This is a genomic window from Arthrobacter sp. GQ119 (assembly GCF_059759125.1).
This window is the reverse complement of record NZ_JCAXEA010000015.1, coordinates 11389-31656: the sequence shown is the minus strand read 5'-3', so window position 1 is coordinate 31656 and position 20268 is coordinate 11389. Positions and strand designations below refer to the sequence as shown.

At 62.4% G+C, this 20268-nt stretch carries 26 protein-coding genes; 18 read left to right on the top strand and 8 right to left on the bottom strand.

The window, feature by feature from the left end; all coding sequences use genetic code 11:
• The first annotated feature begins 1 nt into the window (after nt 1).
• The 17 genes from rplF to AC6CH3_RS14545 all read left to right on the top strand — a co-directional run bounded on the left by rplF (nt 2) and on the right by AC6CH3_RS14545 (nt 11528).
• The gene (rplF, locus tag AC6CH3_RS14625) at nt 2-538 is read left to right on the top strand and encodes a 50S ribosomal protein L6 (RefSeq protein ID WP_498133126.1); all 537 of its coding nucleotides are present in this window, start codon (nt 2-4) and stop codon (nt 536-538) included.
• A 2-nt stretch (nt 539-540) separates the two neighbouring features.
• Nucleotides 541-924 carry a 50S ribosomal protein L18 gene (rplR, locus tag AC6CH3_RS14620; protein ID WP_003803763.1) on the top strand — a complete coding sequence of 128 codons (384 nt, stop codon included), beginning with the start codon at nt 541-543 and terminating at the stop codon, nt 922-924.
• The gene (rpsE, locus tag AC6CH3_RS14615; RefSeq protein ID WP_494034619.1) at nt 921-1649 is read left to right on the top strand and encodes a 30S ribosomal protein S5; all 729 of its coding nucleotides are present in this window, start codon (nt 921-923) and stop codon (nt 1647-1649) included. The genes rplR and rpsE overlap by 4 nt, the downstream gene beginning before the upstream one ends.
• A 3-nt stretch (nt 1650-1652) precedes the next feature.
• Entirely contained in the window at nt 1653-1859 is a 207-nt protein-coding gene (rpmD, locus tag AC6CH3_RS14610) for a 50S ribosomal protein L30 (RefSeq protein WP_056626615.1), read from the top strand.
• On the top strand, nt 1860-2354 hold the full coding sequence (rplO, locus tag AC6CH3_RS14605) for a 50S ribosomal protein L15 (protein WP_400580277.1): 495 nt from the start codon (nt 1860-1862) through the stop codon (nt 2352-2354).
• Nucleotides 2355-2547: 193 nt separating this feature from the next.
• Nucleotides 2548-3858, top strand: a complete 1311-nt coding sequence (secY, locus tag AC6CH3_RS14600) for a preprotein translocase subunit SecY (protein WP_498133125.1) — start codon at nt 2548-2550, stop codon at nt 3856-3858.
• Nucleotides 3859-3863: 5 nt separating this feature from the next.
• Complete coding sequence (locus AC6CH3_RS14595) at nt 3864-4433, top strand: adenylate kinase (RefSeq protein ID WP_498133205.1); 570 nt, start codon at nt 3864-3866, stop codon at nt 4431-4433.
• A gap of 123 nt (nt 4434-4556) precedes the next feature.
• On the top strand, nt 4557-5384 hold the full coding sequence (gene map, locus AC6CH3_RS14590; protein WP_498133124.1) for a type I methionyl aminopeptidase: 828 nt from the start codon (nt 4557-4559) through the stop codon (nt 5382-5384).
• Nucleotides 5385-5511: 127 nt separating this feature from the next.
• A complete protein-coding gene (locus AC6CH3_RS14585) occupies nt 5512-6486 on the top strand; it encodes a P1 family peptidase (protein ID WP_498133204.1) in 975 nt (324 codons plus the stop codon).
• 195 nt (nt 6487-6681) lie between these two features.
• Entirely contained in the window at nt 6682-6903 is a 222-nt protein-coding gene (infA, locus tag AC6CH3_RS14580) for a translation initiation factor IF-1 (protein ID WP_009358723.1), read from the top strand.
• A gap of 70 nt (nt 6904-6973) precedes the next feature.
• On the top strand, nt 6974-7087 hold the full coding sequence (gene rpmJ / locus AC6CH3_RS14575; RefSeq protein WP_009358722.1) for a 50S ribosomal protein L36: 114 nt from the start codon (nt 6974-6976) through the stop codon (nt 7085-7087).
• Nucleotides 7088-7269: 182 nt separating this feature from the next.
• Complete coding sequence (gene rpsM / locus AC6CH3_RS14570) at nt 7270-7644, top strand: 30S ribosomal protein S13 (RefSeq protein ID WP_090950898.1); 375 nt, start codon at nt 7270-7272, stop codon at nt 7642-7644.
• A 102-nt stretch (nt 7645-7746) separates the two neighbouring features.
• Nucleotides 7747-8148: a 30S ribosomal protein S11 gene (gene rpsK, locus AC6CH3_RS14565; protein ID WP_003803734.1), complete on the top strand. Its 402-nt coding sequence runs from the start codon at nt 7747-7749 to the stop codon at nt 8146-8148.
• 131 nt (nt 8149-8279) lie between these two features.
• A complete protein-coding gene (locus AC6CH3_RS14560; RefSeq protein WP_056626606.1) occupies nt 8280-9290 on the top strand; it encodes a DNA-directed RNA polymerase subunit alpha in 1011 nt (336 codons plus the stop codon).
• Nucleotides 9291-9369: 79 nt separating this feature from the next.
• The gene (rplQ, locus tag AC6CH3_RS14555) at nt 9370-9969 is read left to right on the top strand and encodes a 50S ribosomal protein L17 (RefSeq protein ID WP_498133123.1); all 600 of its coding nucleotides are present in this window, start codon (nt 9370-9372) and stop codon (nt 9967-9969) included.
• 31 nt (nt 9970-10000) lie between these two features.
• Entirely contained in the window at nt 10001-10891 is an 891-nt protein-coding gene (truA, locus tag AC6CH3_RS14550; protein ID WP_498133122.1) for a tRNA pseudouridine(38-40) synthase TruA, read from the top strand.
• A 154-nt stretch (nt 10892-11045) separates the two neighbouring features.
• On the top strand, nt 11046-11528 hold the full coding sequence (locus AC6CH3_RS14545) for a sensor histidine kinase (RefSeq protein WP_498133121.1): 483 nt from the start codon (nt 11046-11048) through the stop codon (nt 11526-11528).
• Nucleotides 11529-11582: 54 nt separating this feature from the next.
• On the opposite strand, the gene AC6CH3_RS14540 is transcribed toward AC6CH3_RS14545, so the two are convergent.
• A complete protein-coding gene (locus AC6CH3_RS14540; protein ID WP_498133120.1) occupies nt 11583-12875 on the bottom strand; it encodes a sensor histidine kinase in 1293 nt (430 codons plus the stop codon).
• A gap of 517 nt (nt 12876-13392) precedes the next feature.
• Nucleotides 13393-13635 (bottom strand): hypothetical protein, encoded by a 243-nt coding sequence (locus AC6CH3_RS14535; RefSeq protein WP_498133208.1) that lies wholly within the window; start codon nt 13633-13635, stop codon nt 13393-13395.
• On the opposite strand from AC6CH3_RS14535, the gene AC6CH3_RS14530 reads away from it, so the two are divergent.
• Nucleotides 13519-14277 carry a response regulator transcription factor gene (locus AC6CH3_RS14530; protein WP_498133203.1) on the top strand — a complete coding sequence of 253 codons (759 nt, stop codon included), beginning with the start codon at nt 13519-13521 and terminating at the stop codon, nt 14275-14277. The two genes, AC6CH3_RS14535 and AC6CH3_RS14530, sit on opposite strands and share 117 nt — an antisense overlap.
• Nucleotides 14278-14331: 54 nt before the next feature.
• Here the strand turns inward: AC6CH3_RS14530 and AC6CH3_RS14525 are convergent, their stop codons facing one another.
• The 6 genes from AC6CH3_RS14525 to cpaB form a co-directional block, all read right to left on the bottom strand.
• Nucleotides 14332-14784 (bottom strand): Hpt domain-containing protein, encoded by a 453-nt coding sequence (locus tag AC6CH3_RS14525; protein ID WP_498133119.1) that lies wholly within the window; start codon nt 14782-14784, stop codon nt 14332-14334.
• Between the two features lie 107 nt (nt 14785-14891).
• Nucleotides 14892-15776, bottom strand: a complete 885-nt coding sequence (locus tag AC6CH3_RS14520; RefSeq protein WP_498133118.1) for a type II secretion system F family protein — start codon at nt 15774-15776, stop codon at nt 14892-14894.
• A gap of 8 nt (nt 15777-15784) precedes the next feature.
• Complete coding sequence (locus tag AC6CH3_RS14515; RefSeq protein WP_498133117.1) at nt 15785-16717, bottom strand: type II secretion system F family protein; 933 nt, start codon at nt 16715-16717, stop codon at nt 15785-15787.
• A complete protein-coding gene (locus tag AC6CH3_RS14510) occupies nt 16714-18285 on the bottom strand; it encodes a TadA family conjugal transfer-associated ATPase (protein WP_498133116.1) in 1572 nt (523 codons plus the stop codon). Before AC6CH3_RS14510 ends, AC6CH3_RS14515 begins: the two co-directional genes overlap by 4 nt.
• Nucleotides 18285-19493, bottom strand: a complete 1209-nt coding sequence (locus tag AC6CH3_RS14505) for a CpaE/TadZ family protein (protein ID WP_498133115.1) — start codon at nt 19491-19493, stop codon at nt 18285-18287. The genes AC6CH3_RS14510 and AC6CH3_RS14505 overlap by 1 nt, the downstream gene beginning before the upstream one ends.
• A complete protein-coding gene (cpaB, locus tag AC6CH3_RS14500; protein WP_498133114.1) occupies nt 19490-20263 on the bottom strand; it encodes a Flp pilus assembly protein CpaB in 774 nt (257 codons plus the stop codon). Before cpaB ends, AC6CH3_RS14505 begins: the two co-directional genes overlap by 4 nt.
• Nucleotides 20264-20268: the final 5 nt, after the last annotated feature.

The window sequence follows — 20268 nt, the reverse complement described above, 5'->3', positions numbered from 1 at the left end:
AATGTCACGTATTGGACGTCTCCCCATCACCGTTCCTGCCGGCGTTGAGGTCAAGGTTGACGGCTCTGTCGTCAGCGTCAAGGGTTCCAAGGGCGAGCTGAGCCACACTGTGGCCAGCCCGATCGAGGTTGCTCTGGAAGACAACACCCTGACCGTCACCCGCCCGAACGATGAGCGCGCCTCCCGTTCGCTCCACGGCCTCACCCGCACCCTGATCTCCAACATGATCCAGGGCGTCACCGCAGGCTACGAGAAGAAGCTTGAAATCGTCGGTACCGGTTACCGCGTTCAGGCCAAGGGATCTGACCTTGAGTTCGCTCTCGGCTACAGCCACCCGGTCAGCGTTTCGGCACCGGCCGGCATCACCTTTGCAGTAGAGGGGCCGACCAAGCTCTCTGTCTCAGGCATCAACAAGCAGCAGGTCGGCGAGGTTGCTGCCAACATTCGCAAGCTGCGTAAGCCGGACCCCTATAAGGGCAAGGGCATTCGCTACGCCGGCGAAGTCATCCGCCGCAAGGTCGGAAAGGCTGGTAAGTAACCATGGCCATCGCAATTAACAAGAAGCGTACGAACAAGAGCAAGTCTGCTTCGCGCAGCCGCCGCCAGCTTCGTATCCGCAAGCGCATCTCCGGAACGGCTGTACGTCCGCGCCTGGTCGTCAACCGCTCCGCACGCCACGTATTTGTCCAGGTTGTCGACGACACCATCGGCCAGACCGTAGCGAGCGCATCCACACTGGAAGCCGACCTTCGTGCATTCGACGGTGACAAGACTGCCAAGGCCAAGCGCGTTGGCGAGCTCGTAGCCGAGCGTGCCAAGGCTGCCGGAGTCGAAGCAGTTGTCTTCGACCGTGGTGGTAACAAGTACCACGGCCGGATCGCCGCCGTCGCTGACGGTGCACGTGAAGGTGGGCTGTCACTGTGACGGAAGCAAACAAGGAAAAGGACACTGTGTCTGCAGATCAGAAGGCGACTGAAGCCGTAGCTGCTGAGGCCACTGAGACCACTGCCCCCGCAGCTGCCGACGACCGCCGTGGTGGCGCCCGTCGCGGCGAGCGTGGCGACCGTGGCCAGGGCCGCGGCGACCGTGGTGGCCGTGGTGGCCGCGACGGCGGCCGTGAAGCCGAGAAGAGCCAGTTCGTAGAGCGCGTTGTTACCATCAACCGCGTTTCCAAGGTCGTCAAGGGTGGTCGTCGCTTCAGCTTCACCGCACTCGTCGTCGTTGGTGACGGTAACGGCATGGTCGGCGTCGGTTACGGCAAGGCCAAGGAAGTTCCCGCTGCAATCGCAAAGGGCGTTGAAGAGGCCAAGAAGTCCTTCTTCCGCGTTCCCCGCGTTGGCAACACCATCCCTCACCGCGTCCAGGGCGAAGCCGCCGCAGGCGTCGTAATGCTGCGTCCGGCTTCCGCCGGTACCGGTGTTATCGCCGGTGGCCCGGTCCGTGCAGTACTGGAGTGCGTGGGCATCCACGACATCCTCTCCAAGTCGCTCGGTTCCTCGAACGCCATCAACATTGTTCACGCGACTGTTGACGCCCTGAAGCGCCTCGAAGAGCCGGCAGCAGTGGCAGCACGCCGCGGCCTCCCGCTGGACGAGATCGCCCCGCCGGCACTGGTGAAGGCTCTCCTGAACCAGAAGGCAGGTGTCTAAGCAATGGCAAAGAACCTGATTCCCTCCGACGCACAGTTGGAGATCACTCAGATCAAGTCCGCCATTGGCGGCAAGCAGAACCAGCGCGACACCCTGCGGTCCCTCGGCCTGAAGCGGATCGGACACACCGTTGTCCGCACCGCCGACGCCGTGACCGTTGGAATGCTCAACACGGTTCCGCACCTGGTAAAGGTAGAGGAGGCGAAGTAAATGGCAGAGAAGAACACTGCTGAGAAGGCACAGAGCGCCGCTGCTGAGAAGCAGAACGCGCTGAAGGTTCACCACCTGCGTCCCGCCCCGGGTGCCAAGACCGCCAAGACCCGCGTTGGTCGTGGTGAAGGTTCCAAGGGTAAGACCGCCGGTCGCGGTACCAAGGGTACGAAGGCCCGCTACCAGGTCAAAGCTGGCTTTGCCGGCGGCCAGCTGCCGCTGCACATGCGCCTGCCGAAGCTGCGCGGCTTCAAGAACCCGTTCCGGGTCGAGTTCCAGGTTGTAAACCTGGACCGTCTCAACGAGCTCTTCCCGGAAGGTGGCACTGTCACCGTGGAGGATCTGGTTGCAAAGGGTGCCGTTCGCAAGAACCAGCCCGTGAAGGTGCTTGGCACCGGCGACATCACCGTCAAGGTTGACGTCACCGCCCACGCATTCTCGGCCAGCGCCACTGAAAAGATCGCTGCAGCAGGCGGAAGCACCACCGCTCTCTAGGAGACGCCTCCAGAGGACGGTGGGCTGATGCCCGTCGTTGAACTCCCGGTACGCGGGGCCGAGGCCCCCGTGCCGGGAGTTTTCCGTATCCCGACGTCTTTCGGATTGTTCGCATAGCGCAATCAACCGTTAGACTCGGTTGTTGGGTTTATTGTCCCGCATCACAAGACTTATTACTTTCTGAGGAGGACGCTTGCTTAGCGCATTCGGCCGGGCTTTTCGAACGCCTGATCTGCGACGCAAGTTGTTGTTCACGCTGGGAATCATCACAATCTTCCGCTTGGGAGCCTTCATCCCCTCGCCTGGTGTGAACTACCAGAATGTCCAGCAATGCTTGTCGACCGGGCAGACCCAGGGGGGGATCTACCAGCTCGTCAATCTTTTCAGCGGCGGTGCATTGCTGCAGGTCTCCATCTTCGCTTTGGGAATCATGCCGTACATCACGGCAAGCATCATCGTGCAGCTGCTCCGGGTGGTCATTCCCCGGTTCCAACAGCTGCATGAAGAAGGTGCCTCGGGGCAGTCGAAGCTGACGCAGTACACGCGTTACCTCACCATTGCCCTCGGCCTGCTGAACGCCACCACGCTGGTGTCCCTGGCGCGCTCCGGGCAGCTGCTGCCAGGCTGCAACCTGCCGATCATTCCGGACAACAGCGTCATCACCACGATCCTGCTCATCATCACGCTGACGGCCGGCACAGGCCTCATCATGTGGATGGGCGAGCTGGTGACCGAAAAGGGCGTGGGCAACGGCATGTCGCTGCTCATCTTTACCGCCATCGCTGCAGGCTTCCCCACCTCCCTGGGTGCCATCTGGACCTCGCAGGGGGCGGGCACGTTCTTCCTCGTCCTCGCCATCGGCCTACTGACGGTTGCCCTGGTGGTCTTCGTGGAGCAGTCGCAGCGCCGCATCCCGGTGCAGTATGCCAAGCGGATGATCGGACGCAGGACTGTGGGCGGCACCAGCACCTACATTCCCATCAAGGTGAACATGGCCGGCGTTATCCCGGTGATCTTCGCGTCCTCCATGCTCTACCTGCCGGCGTTGATCTCGCAGTTCAACCAGCCGACGCCGGGGGAGCCGATCCAGCCGTGGGTTGAGTGGATCAACAACAACCTGACCCGCGGTGACCATCCCATCTACATGGCGCTCTACTTCGCCATGATTGTTTTCTTTACATACTTCTACGTCGCGATCACCTTCAATCCTGAAGAGGTCTCGGACAACATGAAGAAATACGGCGGCTTCATTCCGGGTATACGTGCCGGCAGGCCGACCGCGGATTACCTGCAGTACGTCCTGTCGCGGATCACGCTTCCCGGGGCCATTTACCTTGGCTTCGTGGCGCTGATCCCGCTGGTGGCGCTCGTGCTGATCAACGCGAACCAGAACTTCCCGTTCGGTGGCACCTCGATTCTGATCATGGTGGGCGTTGGCCTGGAAACCGTCAAGCAAATTGACGCGCAGCTACAGCAGCGTCACTACGAAGGGCTATTGCGATGACCAGAATGTTGATTATCGGACCACCGGGTTCGGGCAAGGGTACGCAGGCGGAACGCATCTCGGAGCGCCTCGGCGTCGTTGCGATCTCCACCGGCGACATCTTCCGTGCGAACGTCAAGGGCGAGACCCCGCTGGGTGTCGAGGCCAAGAAGTACATGGATGCCGGGGATTTTGTGCCGGACAGCGTGACCAACAAGATGGTCCGCGACCGCCTGAGCGAAACCGACGTCGAAGACGGCTTCCTGTTGGACGGCTACCCGCGGACCACGGCTCAGGTTGATTACCTCGACGAGATCCTGGCCAATGGTGACCAGAAGCTCGACGTGGTCCTGCAGTTGACGGCGGATGACGAGGAGCTCGTTGCACGCCTCCTGGGCCGCGCCAAGGAAACCGGGCGCAGCGACGACAACGAGGCCGTCATCCGCCACCGGCTGGACCTGTACCACGAGCAGACCGAGGCCGTTGTGGCAAAGTATGCCGAGCGCGGCATACTGACCCAGGTGGACGGCATCGGCGCCATTGACGAAGTCACTGACCGCGTCATGCAGGCCATCAAAGAGGCTCAGGCAGCCTGATTCAGTAACCACGCTACGAGGCTCCTCCCGGTTCATTGGGAGGGGCCTCCGGCTTTTAGCCGCACAACGGCTAGCCCTGCTGGCAGATCCGCCGGCGGGGGCACCACCGAGAGGAAACCGCAGATGGCATTCGGCCAGCCACGGATTGAATACAAGACCAACGCCCAGATGCGCACCATGCACGAGGCCGGGCTGGTCCTGCACCGCGCCCTGGACGCCGCTGTGGCCGCTGCCGCGCCTGGGGTCACCACGAAGCAGCTTGACGAGGTGTTCGCCGGGGTGCTCCTGGAGGCCGGCGCAAAGTCCAACTTCCTGGGCTACCACGGCTTCCCCGCCACCATCTGCACGTCCGTGAACGAGGAAGTGGTCCATGGGATCCCCGGATCCAGGGTGCTGCGTGACGGCGACATCATCTCGATCGACGGCGGCGCGATCGTGGACGGCTGGCATTCGGATTCCGCCCGCACGGTCATCGTTGGGACCGGTGATCCGGAGGACCAGCGTCTGTCGGACGTCACCCAGGCTGCCATGTGGCGGGGTATCGCCGCCCTGGCCATCGGCAAATTCGTGGGCGACATCGGCTGCGCCGTGGACGACTACGTCTCCTCCGTGCCGGGCAAACCACTGGGCATCCTCGAGGACTATGTCGGCCACGGCATCGGCTCCGAGATGCACATGGCTCCGGACGTGCTGAACTACCGCTCAAGCCACCGGGGCCCGAAGATCCGCCCGGGCCTGTGCCTCGCCATTGAGCCGATGCTTGTGCGCGGCAGCATCGAAACCGCTGTCCTGGACGATGACTGGACGGTGGTCACCACGGACGGCAAGCGGTCCTGCCAGTGGGAACACTCTGTGGCCGTCCATGAGAAGGGCATCTGGGTGCTGTCCGCGCCCGACGGCGGCGCGGCCCAGCTGGCACCGCTCGGCGTGGTCCCGGTCCCGATTCCCTGACGACGCTCAGTTGCCCTCGCGACACGCAAAATCCCTGGCGCTACCGGAATTCCGGTAGCGCCAGGGATTTTGCGCGTCACGGACGAGTTTGCGCATCGCGGCGAGGGAGTGGACCACAATGGGAGCCATGGGAGTGACGGGAAAGATCACTGACGTGCCGGGCCTGCGGGTCGGTCACCGGCAGAAGTCCGACGGCGGCTGGCTGAGCGGCGTGACGGTGGTCCTGCCGCCGCCGGGAACCGTGGGTTCGGTGGATGTCCGCGGGGGAGGCCCCGGCACCCACGAGACCGATGCGTTGGACCCCACCACCCTGGTCTCCACCGTGGACGCTGTGGTCCTCACGGGCGGGAGCGCCTACGGCCTTGTCGCCGCGCACGGCGTCCAGCGCTGGTGTGAGGAGCAGGGACGCGGATTCGCAGTCACCGGCGGGGTGGTTCCGATCGTCCCGGCCGCCGCCATCTTCGACCTCGGCCGCGGCGGCGACTTCTCCGCCCGCCCCGACGCCGGGATGGGCTACGCGGCGGCCGCCGCCGCCGGCGCGCAAATGGAAGGGCACGACGTCGACCGCGGCAATGTGGGCGCCGGCACCGGAGCTGTCATGGGACGGGGCAAATACAAGGGGGGAGTAGGCACAGCCTCGGTCTCCCTGGATAACGGCGTGGTTGTCGGAGCCCTGGCCGTGGTGAACGCGGTGGGACTGCCGCTGGCTGAGCCGGCGGAAACGGAGGCTGCCGATTTCGACAAGCTCACCCACCCGGAGGACCCGCCACTCAACACCACCCTCGTCGTTGTCGCCACCAATGCCGACCTTGACCCGGCCGAATGCAAGCGGACCGCGTCCGCGGCCCATGCCGGACTGGCCAGGGCGGTGAACCCGAGCCACACACTGGCCGACGGGGACACGGTGTTCTGCCTGGCGACCGGCAGCGCCACCCTGGATCGAAGCACGGAAACTGCCCGGCAGGTGAGCCTCATTACCCTGCAGAGTGCGGCAGCCGACGTCGTGCGGTTGGCCATCCTGGACGGGGTCCGCAGCGCGGAGGGCGTCACGACTGAGGCCGGCACCTTCGCGGCGTACAGATTTGATGCGCCCCGATTTTGATGCGTACGGCGGCATTGTGCGCTAACATGGCTGGATTTAACATTCCGGCCCGAATGCCGTAGTGTTGCATGTTGGTTGTCTGCCCTGCCACGCCCATTTGCGGCCGGCTGGCGACGATCAATCAATCAAAAAACGTCCGCAGTGATGCCCGGTGCAATTCGGGTGGGCTGAGGCAAACAACAGTTAGCGGAGGATATGGCCAAGAAGGACGGGGTCATAGAGATCGAGGGCGTAGTGACTGAGGCGCTGCCCAACGCGATGTTTCGCGTTGAGCTCACCAACAAGCACATCGTCCTGGCACACATCTCTGGAAAAATGCGCCAGCACTACATCAGGATTCTCCCTGAGGACCGCGTAGTGGTGGAGCTGAGCCCTTACGACCTCACACGTGGTCGTATCGTCTACCGCTACAAGTAAACGTTGGGCGGCCAGAGCAACTGCCGAAGGCCGGTCCATCGGACCAACTGCTATCACGCAAAGGAACGCCATGAAGGTCAAGCCGAGCGTCAAGCAGATCTGCGAAAAGTGCAAAGTGATCCGCCGTAATGGCCGGGTCATGGTGATCTGCGAGAACCCGCGCCACAAGCAGCGCCAGGGCTAATTCCCTTCCGGGAATCCCTGGGTTGCTAACCCACGCAAGTAAATAAAAGGCAGCACAAGCTGAACTGGAACATTGAGCTCTAAAGAGTCCGGACAGCTAACCCCCGGTCGGAGGCTGGGGCCGCACTGAAAGTGCGGGTGTACTGCCTACGACCTCCGGTTTATTCAAGGAGTACTGCCACTATGGCTCGTCTCGCTGGCGTAGACATTCCCCGCGAAAAGCGGCTGGAAATTGCGCTTACTTACATCTACGGCGTGGGCAAGACCCGTGCACACGAAACCCTGGCTGCCACCGGCATCAGCGCTGACGTCCGCGTAAAGGACCTCAGCGACGCCGAGCTGGTCCAGCTGCGTGACTACATTGAAGGCAACTACAAGGTTGAGGGTGACCTTCGCCGCGAAGTGGCCGCAGATATCCGCCGCAAGGTTGAAATCGGCAGCTACGAAGGCCTGCGTCACCGCAAGGGCCTGCCCGTACGCGGTCAGCGTACGAAGACCAACGCACGTACCCGCAAGGGCCCGAAGCGTACCGTCGCCGGCAAGAAGAAGGCCCGTTAAGTCCTCATTTGCCCCCTGAAATCGCTGGCGCGATTTCAAGGAACCCGGCAAATGTGGGAAATAGCGATCGCTTTCCCCCGATAACTTTCTGTAGGAGAAAAAATGCCCCCGAAGACTCGTGGCGCGGTTCGCAAGCCGCGTAAGAAGGACAAGAAGAATATCGCGCTTGGCCAGGCGCACATCAAGAGCACCTTTAACAACACCATCGTGTCCATCACGGACCCGACCGGTGCTGTCATCTCCTGGGCTTCCGCCGGTGAGGTTGGATTCAAGGGCTCCCGTAAGTCCACCCCGTTCGCTGCACAGATGGCTGCCGAAGCTGCTGCCAAGCGTGCACAGGAGCACGGCCTGAAGAAGGTAGACGTGTTCGTGAAGGGACCGGGCTCCGGACGCGAGACCGCGATCCGTTCGCTGCAGGCTGCCGGCCTCGAGGTTGGCTCCATCCAGGACGTCACACCCGCTGCGCACAACGGCTGCCGTCCCCCGAAGCGCCGCCGCGTCTAAGCTTTTCCGCTGCCCGGAGCTTGCCCGGACCCTTACCGGGTCCGGGCAAGCCCAGCGCGTTAAGTCTTCAGACCGATTTTCCACCACCTGTGTTGCGTCATATAGCGGATGCTCGCCGAAAGGAAACCTAAGTGCTCATTGCACAGCGCCCCACCCTCTCCGAAGAGGTCGTCTCCGATAACCGCTCCCGCTTCATCATTGAACCGCTGGAGCCGGGCTTCGGATACACCCTCGGAAACTCCCTCCGCCGTACCCTGCTCTCTTCTATCCCCGGTGCCGCTGTAACCAGCATCCGGATCGATGGCGTGCTGCACGAGTTCACGACGGTTCCGGGTGTTAAGGAAGATGTCACCGAGATCATCCTGAACATCAAGAACCTGTCCGTGTCCTCCGAGCACGACGAGCCGGTTGTTGCTTACCTGCGCAAGCAGGGACCCGGAGTCGTCACCGCCGCGGACATCGCTCCGCCGGCCGGCGTCGAATTCCACAACCCGGATCTGCACATTGCCACGCTGAACTCGAAGGGCAAGTTCGAACTCGAACTGACCATCGAGCGCGGCCGCGGCTACGTTTCGGCAGCTCAGAACAAGTCCGGCGACGCAGAGATCGGCCGTATCCCGGTCGACTCCATCTACTCGCCGGTGCTGAAGGTTACTTTCCGCGTGGAAGCCACCCGTGTTGAGCAGCGCACCGACTTCGACAAGCTCATTGTCGACGTCGAGACCAAGCAGGCCATCGCCCCGCGCGATGCGGTTGCTTCCGCAGGTACCACCCTGGTGGAACTCTTCGGTCTGGCCCGCGAGCTGAACACCGCAGCTGAAGGTATCGAGATCGGTCCGTCGCCGACGGATGCTGCCCTGGCAGCAGACATGGCTCTGCCGATCGAGGATCTGGACCTCACCGTCCGTTCCTACAACTGCCTCAAGCGTGAGGGCATCCACACCGTGGGTGAACTCGTTGCCCGCTCCGAGGCTGACCTGATGGACATCCGTAACTTCGGTGCCAAGTCCATCGATGAGGTCAAGGCAAAGCTGGTTGAACTGGGACTGTCCCTCAAGGACTCGCCTCCCGGCTTCGACCTCGCCGCCCGCGCCGCAGCCATCGAAGAGGACGACGCCGCGTTCAGCGACGACGAGCTCTAACAAGCAGATCTTGGCCGGCGGGCTGGATGCACCATGGTGTGCGCAGCCCCCACCGGCTTCCATATGAGGAGAAACAACTATGCCTACCCCCACTAAGGGTCCGCGCCTCGGTGGCGGCCCGGCTCACGAGCGTCTCATGCTCGCGAACCTGGCTTCCGCACTGTTCGAGCACAAGCGGATCACCACCACGGTCACCAAGGCCAAGCGCCTGAAGCCGTACGCCGAGCGCCTGGTCACCTTCGCCAAGCGCGGCGACCTCGCATCCCGCCGCCGCGTTCTCGGCCTGATCAGCAACAAGGGCGTCGTCCACGAGCTGTTCACCGACATCGCGCAGGCAGTGGAGAACCGCGACGGCGGCTACACCCGCATCACCAAGATCGGCAACCGCAAGGGCGACAACGCTCCCATGGCTGTCATCGAGCTGGTTCTCGAGCCGGTTTCCGCCAAGCAGGCTGTTGTAGCCGAGGCTACCGCCGCTGCTAAGCGCGATGCAGACAAGGCTGCTCCGGCTGCCGAGGAAGCTGCTGCACCCGTTGCAGAAGAAGAGGCCGCTGAGACCGAAGCCGCTGAGGCTCCCGAGGCTGCCGAGACCGAAGCTGCAGAGACCGAAGAGGCCCCGGCCGCTGAGGAAGCTCCGGCTGAAGAAGCTGCTGACGAGTCCGCAAAGGACGCGAAGTAATTCGCTGAATCCTTCGCATAGACTTAAGTCTATGAACGACCAAAAACCCGCGGCCCCCGTATTGGGGGGCGGCGGGTTTTTGCGTATCCGGCTTGATTTGGCGTACGACGGCGGCCCCTTCAGCGGGTGGGCGGTGCAGCCGGGGCTGCGCACGGTCCAGGGAACCCTGGAGGCGGCGCTGGAGCTGCTGATCCGCCGGCCGGTCCGGGTCACCGTCGCCGGGCGGACAGACGCCGGTGTTCACGCCCGCGGCCAGGTGGTCCATCTTGACCTGACCGAAGCCGAGTGGCTGGGACTGAACCGCGGCGCCGAACTTGATCCCGCCGTCGCGCTTTTACGCAGGCTGCGGGGTGCACTGAGCCGGGGGCTCGGGGACCTGACAGGCGCCATTGTGGTGCACCAGGTGTCCATTGCCCCGGAGGGCTTCGACGCACGCTTTTCCGCGCTGTGGCGCCGCTACAGCTACCGCATCGCCGACGGGCCGGCGCTCTGGGACCCGCTGGGCCGGTATGACACGCTCTGGCACAAGGCGCCGCTTGATGTGGACCTCCTGAACGAGGGGGCGTCCAAGCTGCTGGGGCTGCAGAACTTCCTCTCCTACTGCAAGCCGCGCGAGGGCTCCACGACCATCCGCGAACTGCAGCGCTTCGAGTTCACCCGCGGCCCGGACGGCGTCATTGTGGCCACGGTCCAGGCCGACGCGTTCTGCCACAACATGGTGCGTGCGCTCGTGGGTTCGGCGCTGTATGTGGGGGAGGGGCTCGAACCGCCGGGATGGCTGCACGAGCGGCTGCTGGCCAGGAAGCGCGACGCCCGCTCCGTGCTGGCGGCCCCGCATCCCTTGGTGCTGGAGGAAGTGGCCTACCCGTCGGACGACGAGCTGCTGGCACGCGCGGTGCTCACGCGTGCCCTGCGGGAGTAAGTCCCCACATGAACCCTCTTCTGAGGGCCCTGCCTCAGTTATCCGCGGCCTGGGATACACGCTGACGTAGGCCGCTGTGACGTGGCCCCTGCAAACGGGGGGTGGCACAGAAAAGCCTAAGAAAATGCCAAGGGTGCAGGAGCACCGTAGGAGCATGAAATCACTACGAAGCGACGAGGTTGTTGCAGTCCGCGGCATTCTTACCGATATGCACCCGGTCGATTTCTATGCGCTTGGCGTCGCGGGGGCGATTGACCGTTTGACCCTTCCGCTGCGCGAGCGCGGGGCCGTGGTTCGCCTGGAGGCACCGCACCACGGGATGGAAGTGGACCGGAAGTCTGCCACCCTCCTCTATCGGGCCGCCCAGGAGCTCCTCAGCAACGTGTATAAATTTGCCCATGCCTCGGCCGTCACCGTTCGGCTGGGCTGCGTTAGCCATCCGCCCCTCTGCCATGAGGTGCAGCTTAAAGTGACCGACGACGGCACCGGTTTCGATGTCGAGGCAGCAACCCAGGGCCGGCATTCCGGGATGGGGCTGCGGCTCATGCGACTGGCCGTGGAAACGGCGGGCGGCCACATGGTGATCGACTCGTCCTCCGCGGGTACGTGCGTGAACATCACCCTGCCCCTGGACTGAGCGTTCCTGGGCGGAGCGCCCCTGCTGGGAGCCGGCCAATGGAACCTGCATAGGTTAGGAAGGTTCCCGGGGCAGTGTCATGGTGAATGTAGTCCCGGCGCCGGGCTTGCTCTCGCACGTGATGGCGCCGCCGTGCCGTTCCACGATTGTCTTCGTGATGGAGAGGCCGAGGCCCACTCCGGGGATCGCCGCCTGCTGGGCGGCCTGAGTACGGAAGAACCTGGTGAAGATCCGGGACGTCTCCTCTGCACTGATGCCCATTCCGGTGTCCTGGACCTGCAGGTGCACCCAGTCATCACTGGTCCGGGCGCGGACCGTCACTGCACCGCCGTCGGGAGAGTATTTGATGGCGTTGGACACCAGGTTGTCGAGTGCCTGGGAGATGCGGAGCGGATCGGCATGCGCCCAGAGGGGCGCTGGGGCGTCGACGCTGAGGGAGACGTGGGAGGCGTCGGCCTGTGTCTGCGCGGATCCCACGGTGGTGTCGATGAGGCTGGCCAGATCTGTCCTCCGGGCATGGACCGCCAGGACTGCGGAGGCCGAGACGAGCAGATCGGACACCAAGGAGAGCAGCCGTTCGGCATTGCGCTGCACCACTTCCAGCCGGTGCACTGCCGCCGGGGACAGGGCGTCAGCCTCATCCAGCACCAGGTCAACGTTCCCCAGCACGGACATCAGCGGGCTGCGGAATTCGTGGGAGACGTTGGAGATCAGTTCCTCCTTCGCGGAGAGTGCGTCCACAAGCCCGGTCACATCGCTGTAGACGATGACAGCGCCGCTGAACCCGCCGTCGTCGTTCCTCATGATCCGGGCCGCCGTGGAAACGGCACGCCGCGCGCTGCCTTCGCCGAGCCACACCAGATAGTTCGCAAACGTTTCGCCCGCAATGGCCCGGTGGATCGGTCGCTTGTCCTCCGGCAGCGGGGTGACCTTGTCCTGCCCGAACAACAGCTGCTTGGATTCCTCGATTTCTGCGGCTCCGCCCGCGGGAGACGCGGCCCGCTGGAAGATTTTTTGCTGGTCATTGACGAGCACTTTATGGCCTTCGGCGTCAACTGCCACAATGCCGACGTCGACGGTGTCAAGAATGGTTTTGAAAAGCCTTTCACGAGTCCTGCTTTCTATGAGCAGTTCCCGGAGTTCGGCATCCTTTTTCTCGAGCCGTTGGCGCTGCACACGGATATTGGCGCTGGCGAACCGGATTGCCAGGGAGACGGCCAGCATCATGAGGGGCAACAGGGTGGCAGTGGCAATATCCGAAGGTGAAATATTGGGAGACTTCTGCAGCAGTGACGGCAGACCGATGAGTAGCGGCCCAAAGAAACTGAGCACAATGCTGGTCTTCACGAAGGAACCTGATGCCGATAGCCAGATCACCGGGAATATTGCCAGCACTCCGAGGCCAGCCACAGAAGGAACGGCTCCGTTACGGGCGAGGCCGATCACCAAAAGGTCAAGAATCGGAATAATAAGATAGGAATTGGTCGGAAGCCGCTCCCAGGGAACCACCAAGCACGCCAGGAACAAGACGCCCATGAGGGCTATGGACGCAAGAAAGACGGGACTCTCGATGAGCCTGGGCCACACTGAAGGCGCGGCGATGGCCAAAACGGCAAGAAGGAGCGTTACCGGGAGTTGGCAAAGAGCTACCTGGACCCTCGGCTTCAGCCTTCTGTAAAAGCGGTCAGTGTCACGGACCAACACGTGTTCACCCAAGGGCGCAGCCCCCGCCCTTGGAGTCGAATATCAAAACGTGAGACCGTATTATTTTGTCCCCACCCATGGTGCCATTATGCACACCATTTCCTCTGCGTCGGCAGCCCCAATCGGCTCTTGGTTGTAGGTTGCAAAACATATGCACAATTTAGGGTGTCTGGTTCCCGAGTCCGTTGTAGCCTAGGTAATCAGGTAGTGCTTTCCGCATTGCGCTGGGCGGTGCGGTGGTTTTACCTGATATGGGGTAATCGTGGGCGAACTTGGCGTGGCCGTAGTGATTGAAGATGACGACGACGTCCGCAATCTGCTTGACGCGGTCCTTCAGCAGGCTGGCTTCGAGGTGCACTCTGCAGCCACGGGACGTGATGGTGTTGACGTTGTGCGTCAGCATCCGGTGAATGTGATCACGCTTGATGTGGGCCTGCCGGACATTGACGGTTTTGAGGTTCTTCGCAGAATCCGGCAATTCAGTGATGCGTACGTCGTCATGCTCACGGGCAGAGACGAGGAACTGGACACAATCACGGCGCTTCAGGGCGGCGCGGACGACTACATCACCAAGCCGTTCAGGCCCCGTGAGTTGCGCGCCCGCATCTCGGCCATGATGCGGCGGCCGCGGCACGGATCGGCGGGCGACGATGATGCTCCGGCGTTGTCTTCCGGTGGCAGCGGCGCCGGCGCTACAATCGTGCGCCGAAGTAAGGTGCTGCAGCATAACGGTCTGTCGCTCGACATGGAGACCCGGACTGTTTCCCTTCGCGGCACGCCCCTGACGTTGACCCGCAGCGAGTTTGACCTGCTGCAGGAACTGCTGAAGGGAACAGGGGCCGTGCGCACGCGGGCCGACCTGGTCCGGGTGGTCCGCGGGGAATATTACGGTGAGGATACATACATCAGCGAGGCCGACGAACGGGCCGTCGAGGTCCACATCGGAAACCTTCGCCGGAAGCTCCGTGAGGACCCCCTGGAACCACGCTGGCTCGTGACGGTACGCGGCGTGGGGTACCGGTTGGCGCCGAAGCGGGCAGAGTAGCGCGGCCTGCGTCCGGCTGCGTCTCGGTCTCCGGCTGCCTCGGGGGGAGCTTGGCTAGCGTCCCCTGAGATAGGTTCGCTTCAGCGCGGTGACGGTCTGCACGCCTGTCTGCGCCACCACCGGCAAGAGCATCCTCAGCGCGGGGAGGTCACCGGCCCTGATGAGGCGCTCCGATTCCACGGCCAGGCTGGCGAGACGCGACCCGCCCACCATGAAGGCGGAATTCTTCAGGCTCAGGACCGCATCCATGGCGAGTTCCGGATCATTGTCCGTGACCGAACGCTCCAGATATGCCAGCCGCTTCGCCCAGATGCCGATGTAGTCCTTGGCGAACGCGCGGGCCACGCCGCTGCCGCCCAAGTCCTCCTCGAGCTCGCGAAGGACAGTGAGGTCCAGGATGGGGAGCCCCTCCGCCTGTTCCGATTCGTCCTGCGCGGCAGCCCCAGGGCCAGGCAGGCAAACGCCGTTCGCGCCGCCGTCGCTTGTGCTGGACCCTGAACTAGACATGTGTTAAGGCTACTTTCTGACCTTGGGAAAAACCTGATCCGACTTTGATCCTGTGGAAACCCTGCGCGTTCCTTGTGGTGCGTGGAATAGATACGGCATTTCCGACCCTACTGCCCGCTGAAAGTTTCGATGGTGTTGATGACGGCCGGTCCCAGGATCGCGATGAACAGGACCGGGAAAATGAAGAACAGCAACGGAAAGAGGATCATGACGGGCAGCTTCATGGCCTTCTCTTCGGCCCGCTGGCGCCGCTTCACACGCATCACCTTGGCCTGTACCCGGAGGACGCGGCTGATGGCGATGCCGTAGGTGTCGGCCTGGACAATGGCCTGGACGAAGCTCCGGAGCTCGGGGATGCTGGTCCGCTCGGCCAGGGCGAGGTACGACTCGCGGCGGCTGCGGCCCACCTGCATGTCCTGCAGCGTCCGGACCAGTTCCTCTGCCAGCGGGCCTTTCCCGTTTTCGCCCGCCCTGGCCATGGCGCCCTCGAAACCGAGTCCGGCTTCGACGGCGATCAGCATCTGGTCCATTGTATTGGCCAGTTCCAGCTGCATCGCCTTCTGGCGTTCTTGGCCTTTGCTGTACAGAAGCAGGTCCGGGATGAAGTACCCAAAAAAGATGACCACCACACCCACGAGCTTGATGATTGGTGTGGGACTGCTTGTGCTGATCAGGAATCCCAAGGCGGCGCCGATCAGTCCCAGGACTGGTTTGGCTGCCAGGATCCTTCCCAACGGCCAAGCGACTGGCCTGCCGGCGAGCGAAAGCAGCCGGTCGAGTTTGCGGGCGTAGGCAGGTGGGGTGAGGCTGTAGCCGAAGGCAGATAGGAAGCCGCTGCTGGTTTTTTCCGGGGCCTGGACGTCCTGCCTGCCGCGTGTGAGGATCTCCAAGGTGGCGGCCCGGGCCTTGCGATCAACAGAGAGGACGGACCACGTGAGGTAGCCGATGGGCACAGATACCAGGAGGAGCGAGGAAAGTATCAAAGGGTTCATGATTCAGCTCAGAACTTCAGGTCGATAATTTTGCGCATCCAAAGGCTGCCGATCGTCATGAGGACGACGGAGAGCCCGATCATGCCCCAGCCCAAGGGATTGGTGAACATCGGATCCATGTATCCGGGGTTTATAGCCATGAGCATGACCACGATCCCGATGGGCATCGCAATAAGAATGTAAGCGGAGAATTTTCCCTCTGCTGCCAAAGCCTTAATGTGGCCCTTGATTTCGGACCGCTCCCTGATGGTTTCATTTACCTGATCAAGGACCTCTGCCAAGTTGCCGCCCACCTCCCTGTTGATTTGGATGGCCTGCGCAATCCAAACGAAGTCTTCGTTCTTCATCCGCTCGGCAGTGTCGATGAGCGAGGCCAGCAGGTCGCGGCCCAAGCTCGTTTCCGTAATGACGCGGCGCATTTCTTCGGAAGTTGGGCTCTGCGACTCCGTGGCCGCTGCATCAACAGCGCGCAAGATGCTGTGACCGGCGCGTAGCCCTCCAGCCAGCAGCTGAAGGGTGTCACCTAGCTGCTGATCGAACTTGTTGCGCCTCTTGCCTGCCCGGAAATTCAGAACCAGATGCCCAACGAACGGAGCAAGGATAAACAGCAGAATGGCGAGGGGCGGTCCGAGTACAACCATGCCGACCAGTGCGCCCACAACGCCACCGGCCAGCACCAGGACAATGAATTCGGCCTGCGTCATGCGGAGACCTGCATGCTCCAACTTTTCCCGGTTGAAGAGGCGCAGGCTCCCTCCCTCGAGGGCCTTGTCGAGGGTCCGCACGGTAGAACCTGCGATGCGGGTCAGCTGTGAGGGCGGATCGGCTTCATAGGGACGTCGTCTGTCGAGGGGCACCTCTGGCGCAGGCCGGACGATGACGGCAAAGCCCAGCAGAACCACAGCTGCAAGGAAGATGGCAGCTCCGGCTGTCAGCATCATGGCCGGGCCGCGTTCGAGGCTCCGGGGGCGGCAGGGGTGGCGAAGACTCCTGGTGAGACGTGGATTCCCAGGTCCTCAAAGCGATCGATGAACCGCGGGCGTATGCCGGTGGCTACAGGGCTACCCAGGAAACGGCCGTGCTGATCAACGCCTGCTGAATAGTCAAAAACGAAGGCATCCTGAAGAGTGACGATGTCGCCTTCCATTCCTTGGACTTCCGTGACGTGAGTGATGCGGCGCGTACCGTCCCGCAGACGGGAGATTTGGACGATCAGGTTCACAGCTGAAGCGATCTGCTCCCGAATAGCGCGCAGTGGAAGATCCATGCCCGCCATCAGCACCAGCGTCTCCAAGCGGGCCACTGCATCACGCGGAGAGTTGGAGTGAACCGTGGACAGGGAGCCATCGTGGCCCGTGTTCATAGCCTGAAGCATGTCCAGGGACTCCCCACCACGAACCTCACCCACCACAATCCGGTCGGGCCGCATACGCAGGGAATTTCGAAGCAGCTCGCGGATGGTCACTTCGCCCTTGCCCTCGGTGTTCGGCGGCCGGCTCTCCAAACGGACCACGTGCTCCTGCTGGATCTGAAGCTCGACGGCATCCTCGATGGTGACGATCCGCTCGTCCGCGGGCAGGAAGGATGAAAGCACGTTCAGCAGGGTGGTTTTCCCTGTGCCGGTTCCGCCTGAAACGATGATGTTGAGCTTGGCCTTGACACAGGCGTTCAGCAGTTCCGCCATCTCCGGGGTGAGTGTTCCGAAATCGATCAGGTTTTTGACGGTCAGGGGTACTTTGCTGAACTTACGGATGGTGAGTGACGATCCACCCACAGCCAGGGGAGGGATCACCGCATTTACGCGTGAGCCGTCTTCAAGCCGGGCATCAACCAGGGGTGAAGACTCATCGATGCGCCGTCCCACCTTCGAAACAATGCGTTCAATCACCTTCCGCAGATGCGCTTCTGAACTGAAGCGGGAGTCGGTCAGCGTTAGGTGTCCCTTCCGCTCAACGTAGATCTGGTCCATGCGGTTCACCATGATCTCGGTGACCGCTGGGTCGTCAAGGAGCCTTTGCAGAGGTCCGTATCCCAAAACGTCATCAGCTACGTCACGAACGAGCCGGGATCGTTCCTCGGCTGACAACGGGACCTGTTCAGTGTCGATAATCCGTGTCAGTTCTTCGCGGGCCGTGGTCCTGAGTTCCTGTTCGGTGACTGCCGAATCGTTGAAGCGGGTTCCCATGCGCTCAAACAACGCGGTGGCAGCCCGTTCCTTAAGAGCCGCAAAGACGTCGACGGGTTGCTTCGTTTTGGGTTTGGCCACCTCAAGCTGGTCTGCGAAGCTGCCAGTCGAAGGAACGCTCGCCGGGGCAGCATGCAGTGCGGGGAATCCTGCCGTGACCGGCTTGGGGCCGGATCCGCGGACTTCAGCGCGCTTGAATTCACTAGGCTTGGACTGGCTGGGCGCTGCTCCCGGACGGCCGTGAGCAGGCGAGGCTACCGCAACAGCTGACTGCTGAGGCGCGCCCTTTACTTGGGCAGCTTGGATGCGCTCCGAAAGTTTCATTAGACAACCACCCTTCGATGCAGCTTTCGTTGTGCCTGGGCCCGCCACGTTGGGTTAAACCTGTCCACCAGTTGACGCAGGTTCTTGGTGGCCGGATCTTTTACGGTCTCCTGAAGGACAGGAACGCCACGGTTCGTGGACAAGGCGACAGCACGTGAACGGGGGACACTGATGTCCACCGGGGCGCCGATAGTCGACTCAACATCCTGGACTGTCAGCCCAGACTTGGAATCCGCCATATTGAGGACCACATGGCGGGTCTCAGGAAGGATCTCGAGTTGGCGCAGCACATCGAGCCCGGAGCGCAGTCCACGGACGCTGGGGATGTCCATACCACTCACCCACACAACGTCTGTACACTGCTCCATGGCTGCCAAGCCGATCTCAGGGAGACCCGGTGCAGTGTCAACAACGACGTACTGGAATTCTTCCGCGAGCTGTTCCAGCAGGCGGCTGATCTGCTCCGGGCTGATTTCGTCTGCATCGACAGGGGTTCGCGGAGCACACAGGGCATAGATGCTACCGGGATGGACGGTCAGGAAGGCCTTGAGGACCAGGGAATCCTGGGCTGCTGCCGGCGAGACGGCGTCCGTCACCGTGTGTTCAGGATTGAGGTAAAGCCCTGAGGCGACATCGCCAAACTGCAGATCAAGGTCCACAATAACCACGCTCATCGGCGCGATCTTGCCGAGCCCGATTGCGATGTTGGTAGCGATCGTCGTCTTGCCTACCCCTCCCTTTGGCGAAAAAACACCGATCACCAAACCCTTGGGAATGTCCGGGGAGCCTGGCTGCTTCGGCTCATGCACCGCAGCCCTGTGTCGGCTGGCGAATGACTGGCAGGCCCTTTCCAGGAGCACGCGGATCTGGGCTGGGTCCGATGCCGGGCTGAGGATATCGCGGATGCCAGCTCGCATAGCCTGGAGGATGAACGATGGATCCAGCTCATTGACGAGGATGACGCTCAGCTCGGGGAAGCCGACGGCCAATACCGTTGACAGACGGAGTGCATCCTCAACAGGAACGTCCGGTCCCAGGATGAGCACCTGAGGAAATTCCTGATCCAGCTGCGCGAAAAGCTCGTGGGGATCACTGGGCAGGGCGGCAGTAAAGAACGTTTGGACGCCACCTTGGAGTCCGCCTGCCACAGCCTGGCGCAGACGGCCGTCAAAGTCGGCGTCGGGCGTCACCAGTACGAAGCGGCTCATTTGTATACCTCCGGTCGCTGCATGATGCGAGGACCGCTATCCTTTGCATCGAGTGGTTCTCGAGTGAGCCAGATGGTGGCATATTCCGCGGCAAAGATGATCTTGGCCGCGTCGACGTCGTTCACTGCCACGGTCAGCATCAGCGAACCTGTTGGGAGAGTGGAATCCCGGGGATCTGCTGTCGGCTCAGTGCCGGCAGTTGGCGCCGGCTGGGCTGCAGCGGCTGCTTCTGGCGCCCGCTGGACCGCTGTGACCAAAGCCTTGTGGACGGAGAGCTTCGTGGTCTCCATATCTGCCTTAGCCTCGACGCCGCCCTCTTTCATGGAGATGAAGACACCAACATGGTCCCCGGGCGTTAACCGCCCTCCGACGACGCGCTGGGGTTCCAGCTGAAAGGACACCTCCTGGAGTCCCGCAGGGACCTTCACGGAGCCCGACGATTTCAGTTCTTCGGGTGCCACGAGGCGCTCGGCTACCAGCTGTTCACCTGGAACGAGATCCACGGCAGCTACTTTTCCGGTGACATCGTCAAGACTCTTGAGGGAGCTCTCCATAACGGAGGCACCCGGCAGTTGCTCAATGGCCACCGAGGCCTTGATGGCTTCAACTGGGGTGCCCGCAGGGATTGCCTGCTTGACTACCAGCACGCCCATCGGTTCCAGGTTCTGCACCGCACGCTGATCGGCTCCCTGGGCATAGGTAAACATGAGTACAGCGCCCACGATGGCTAGAACGACTGCGGCGACTCCTGCCAACAAGCGTGACTTCACTGATT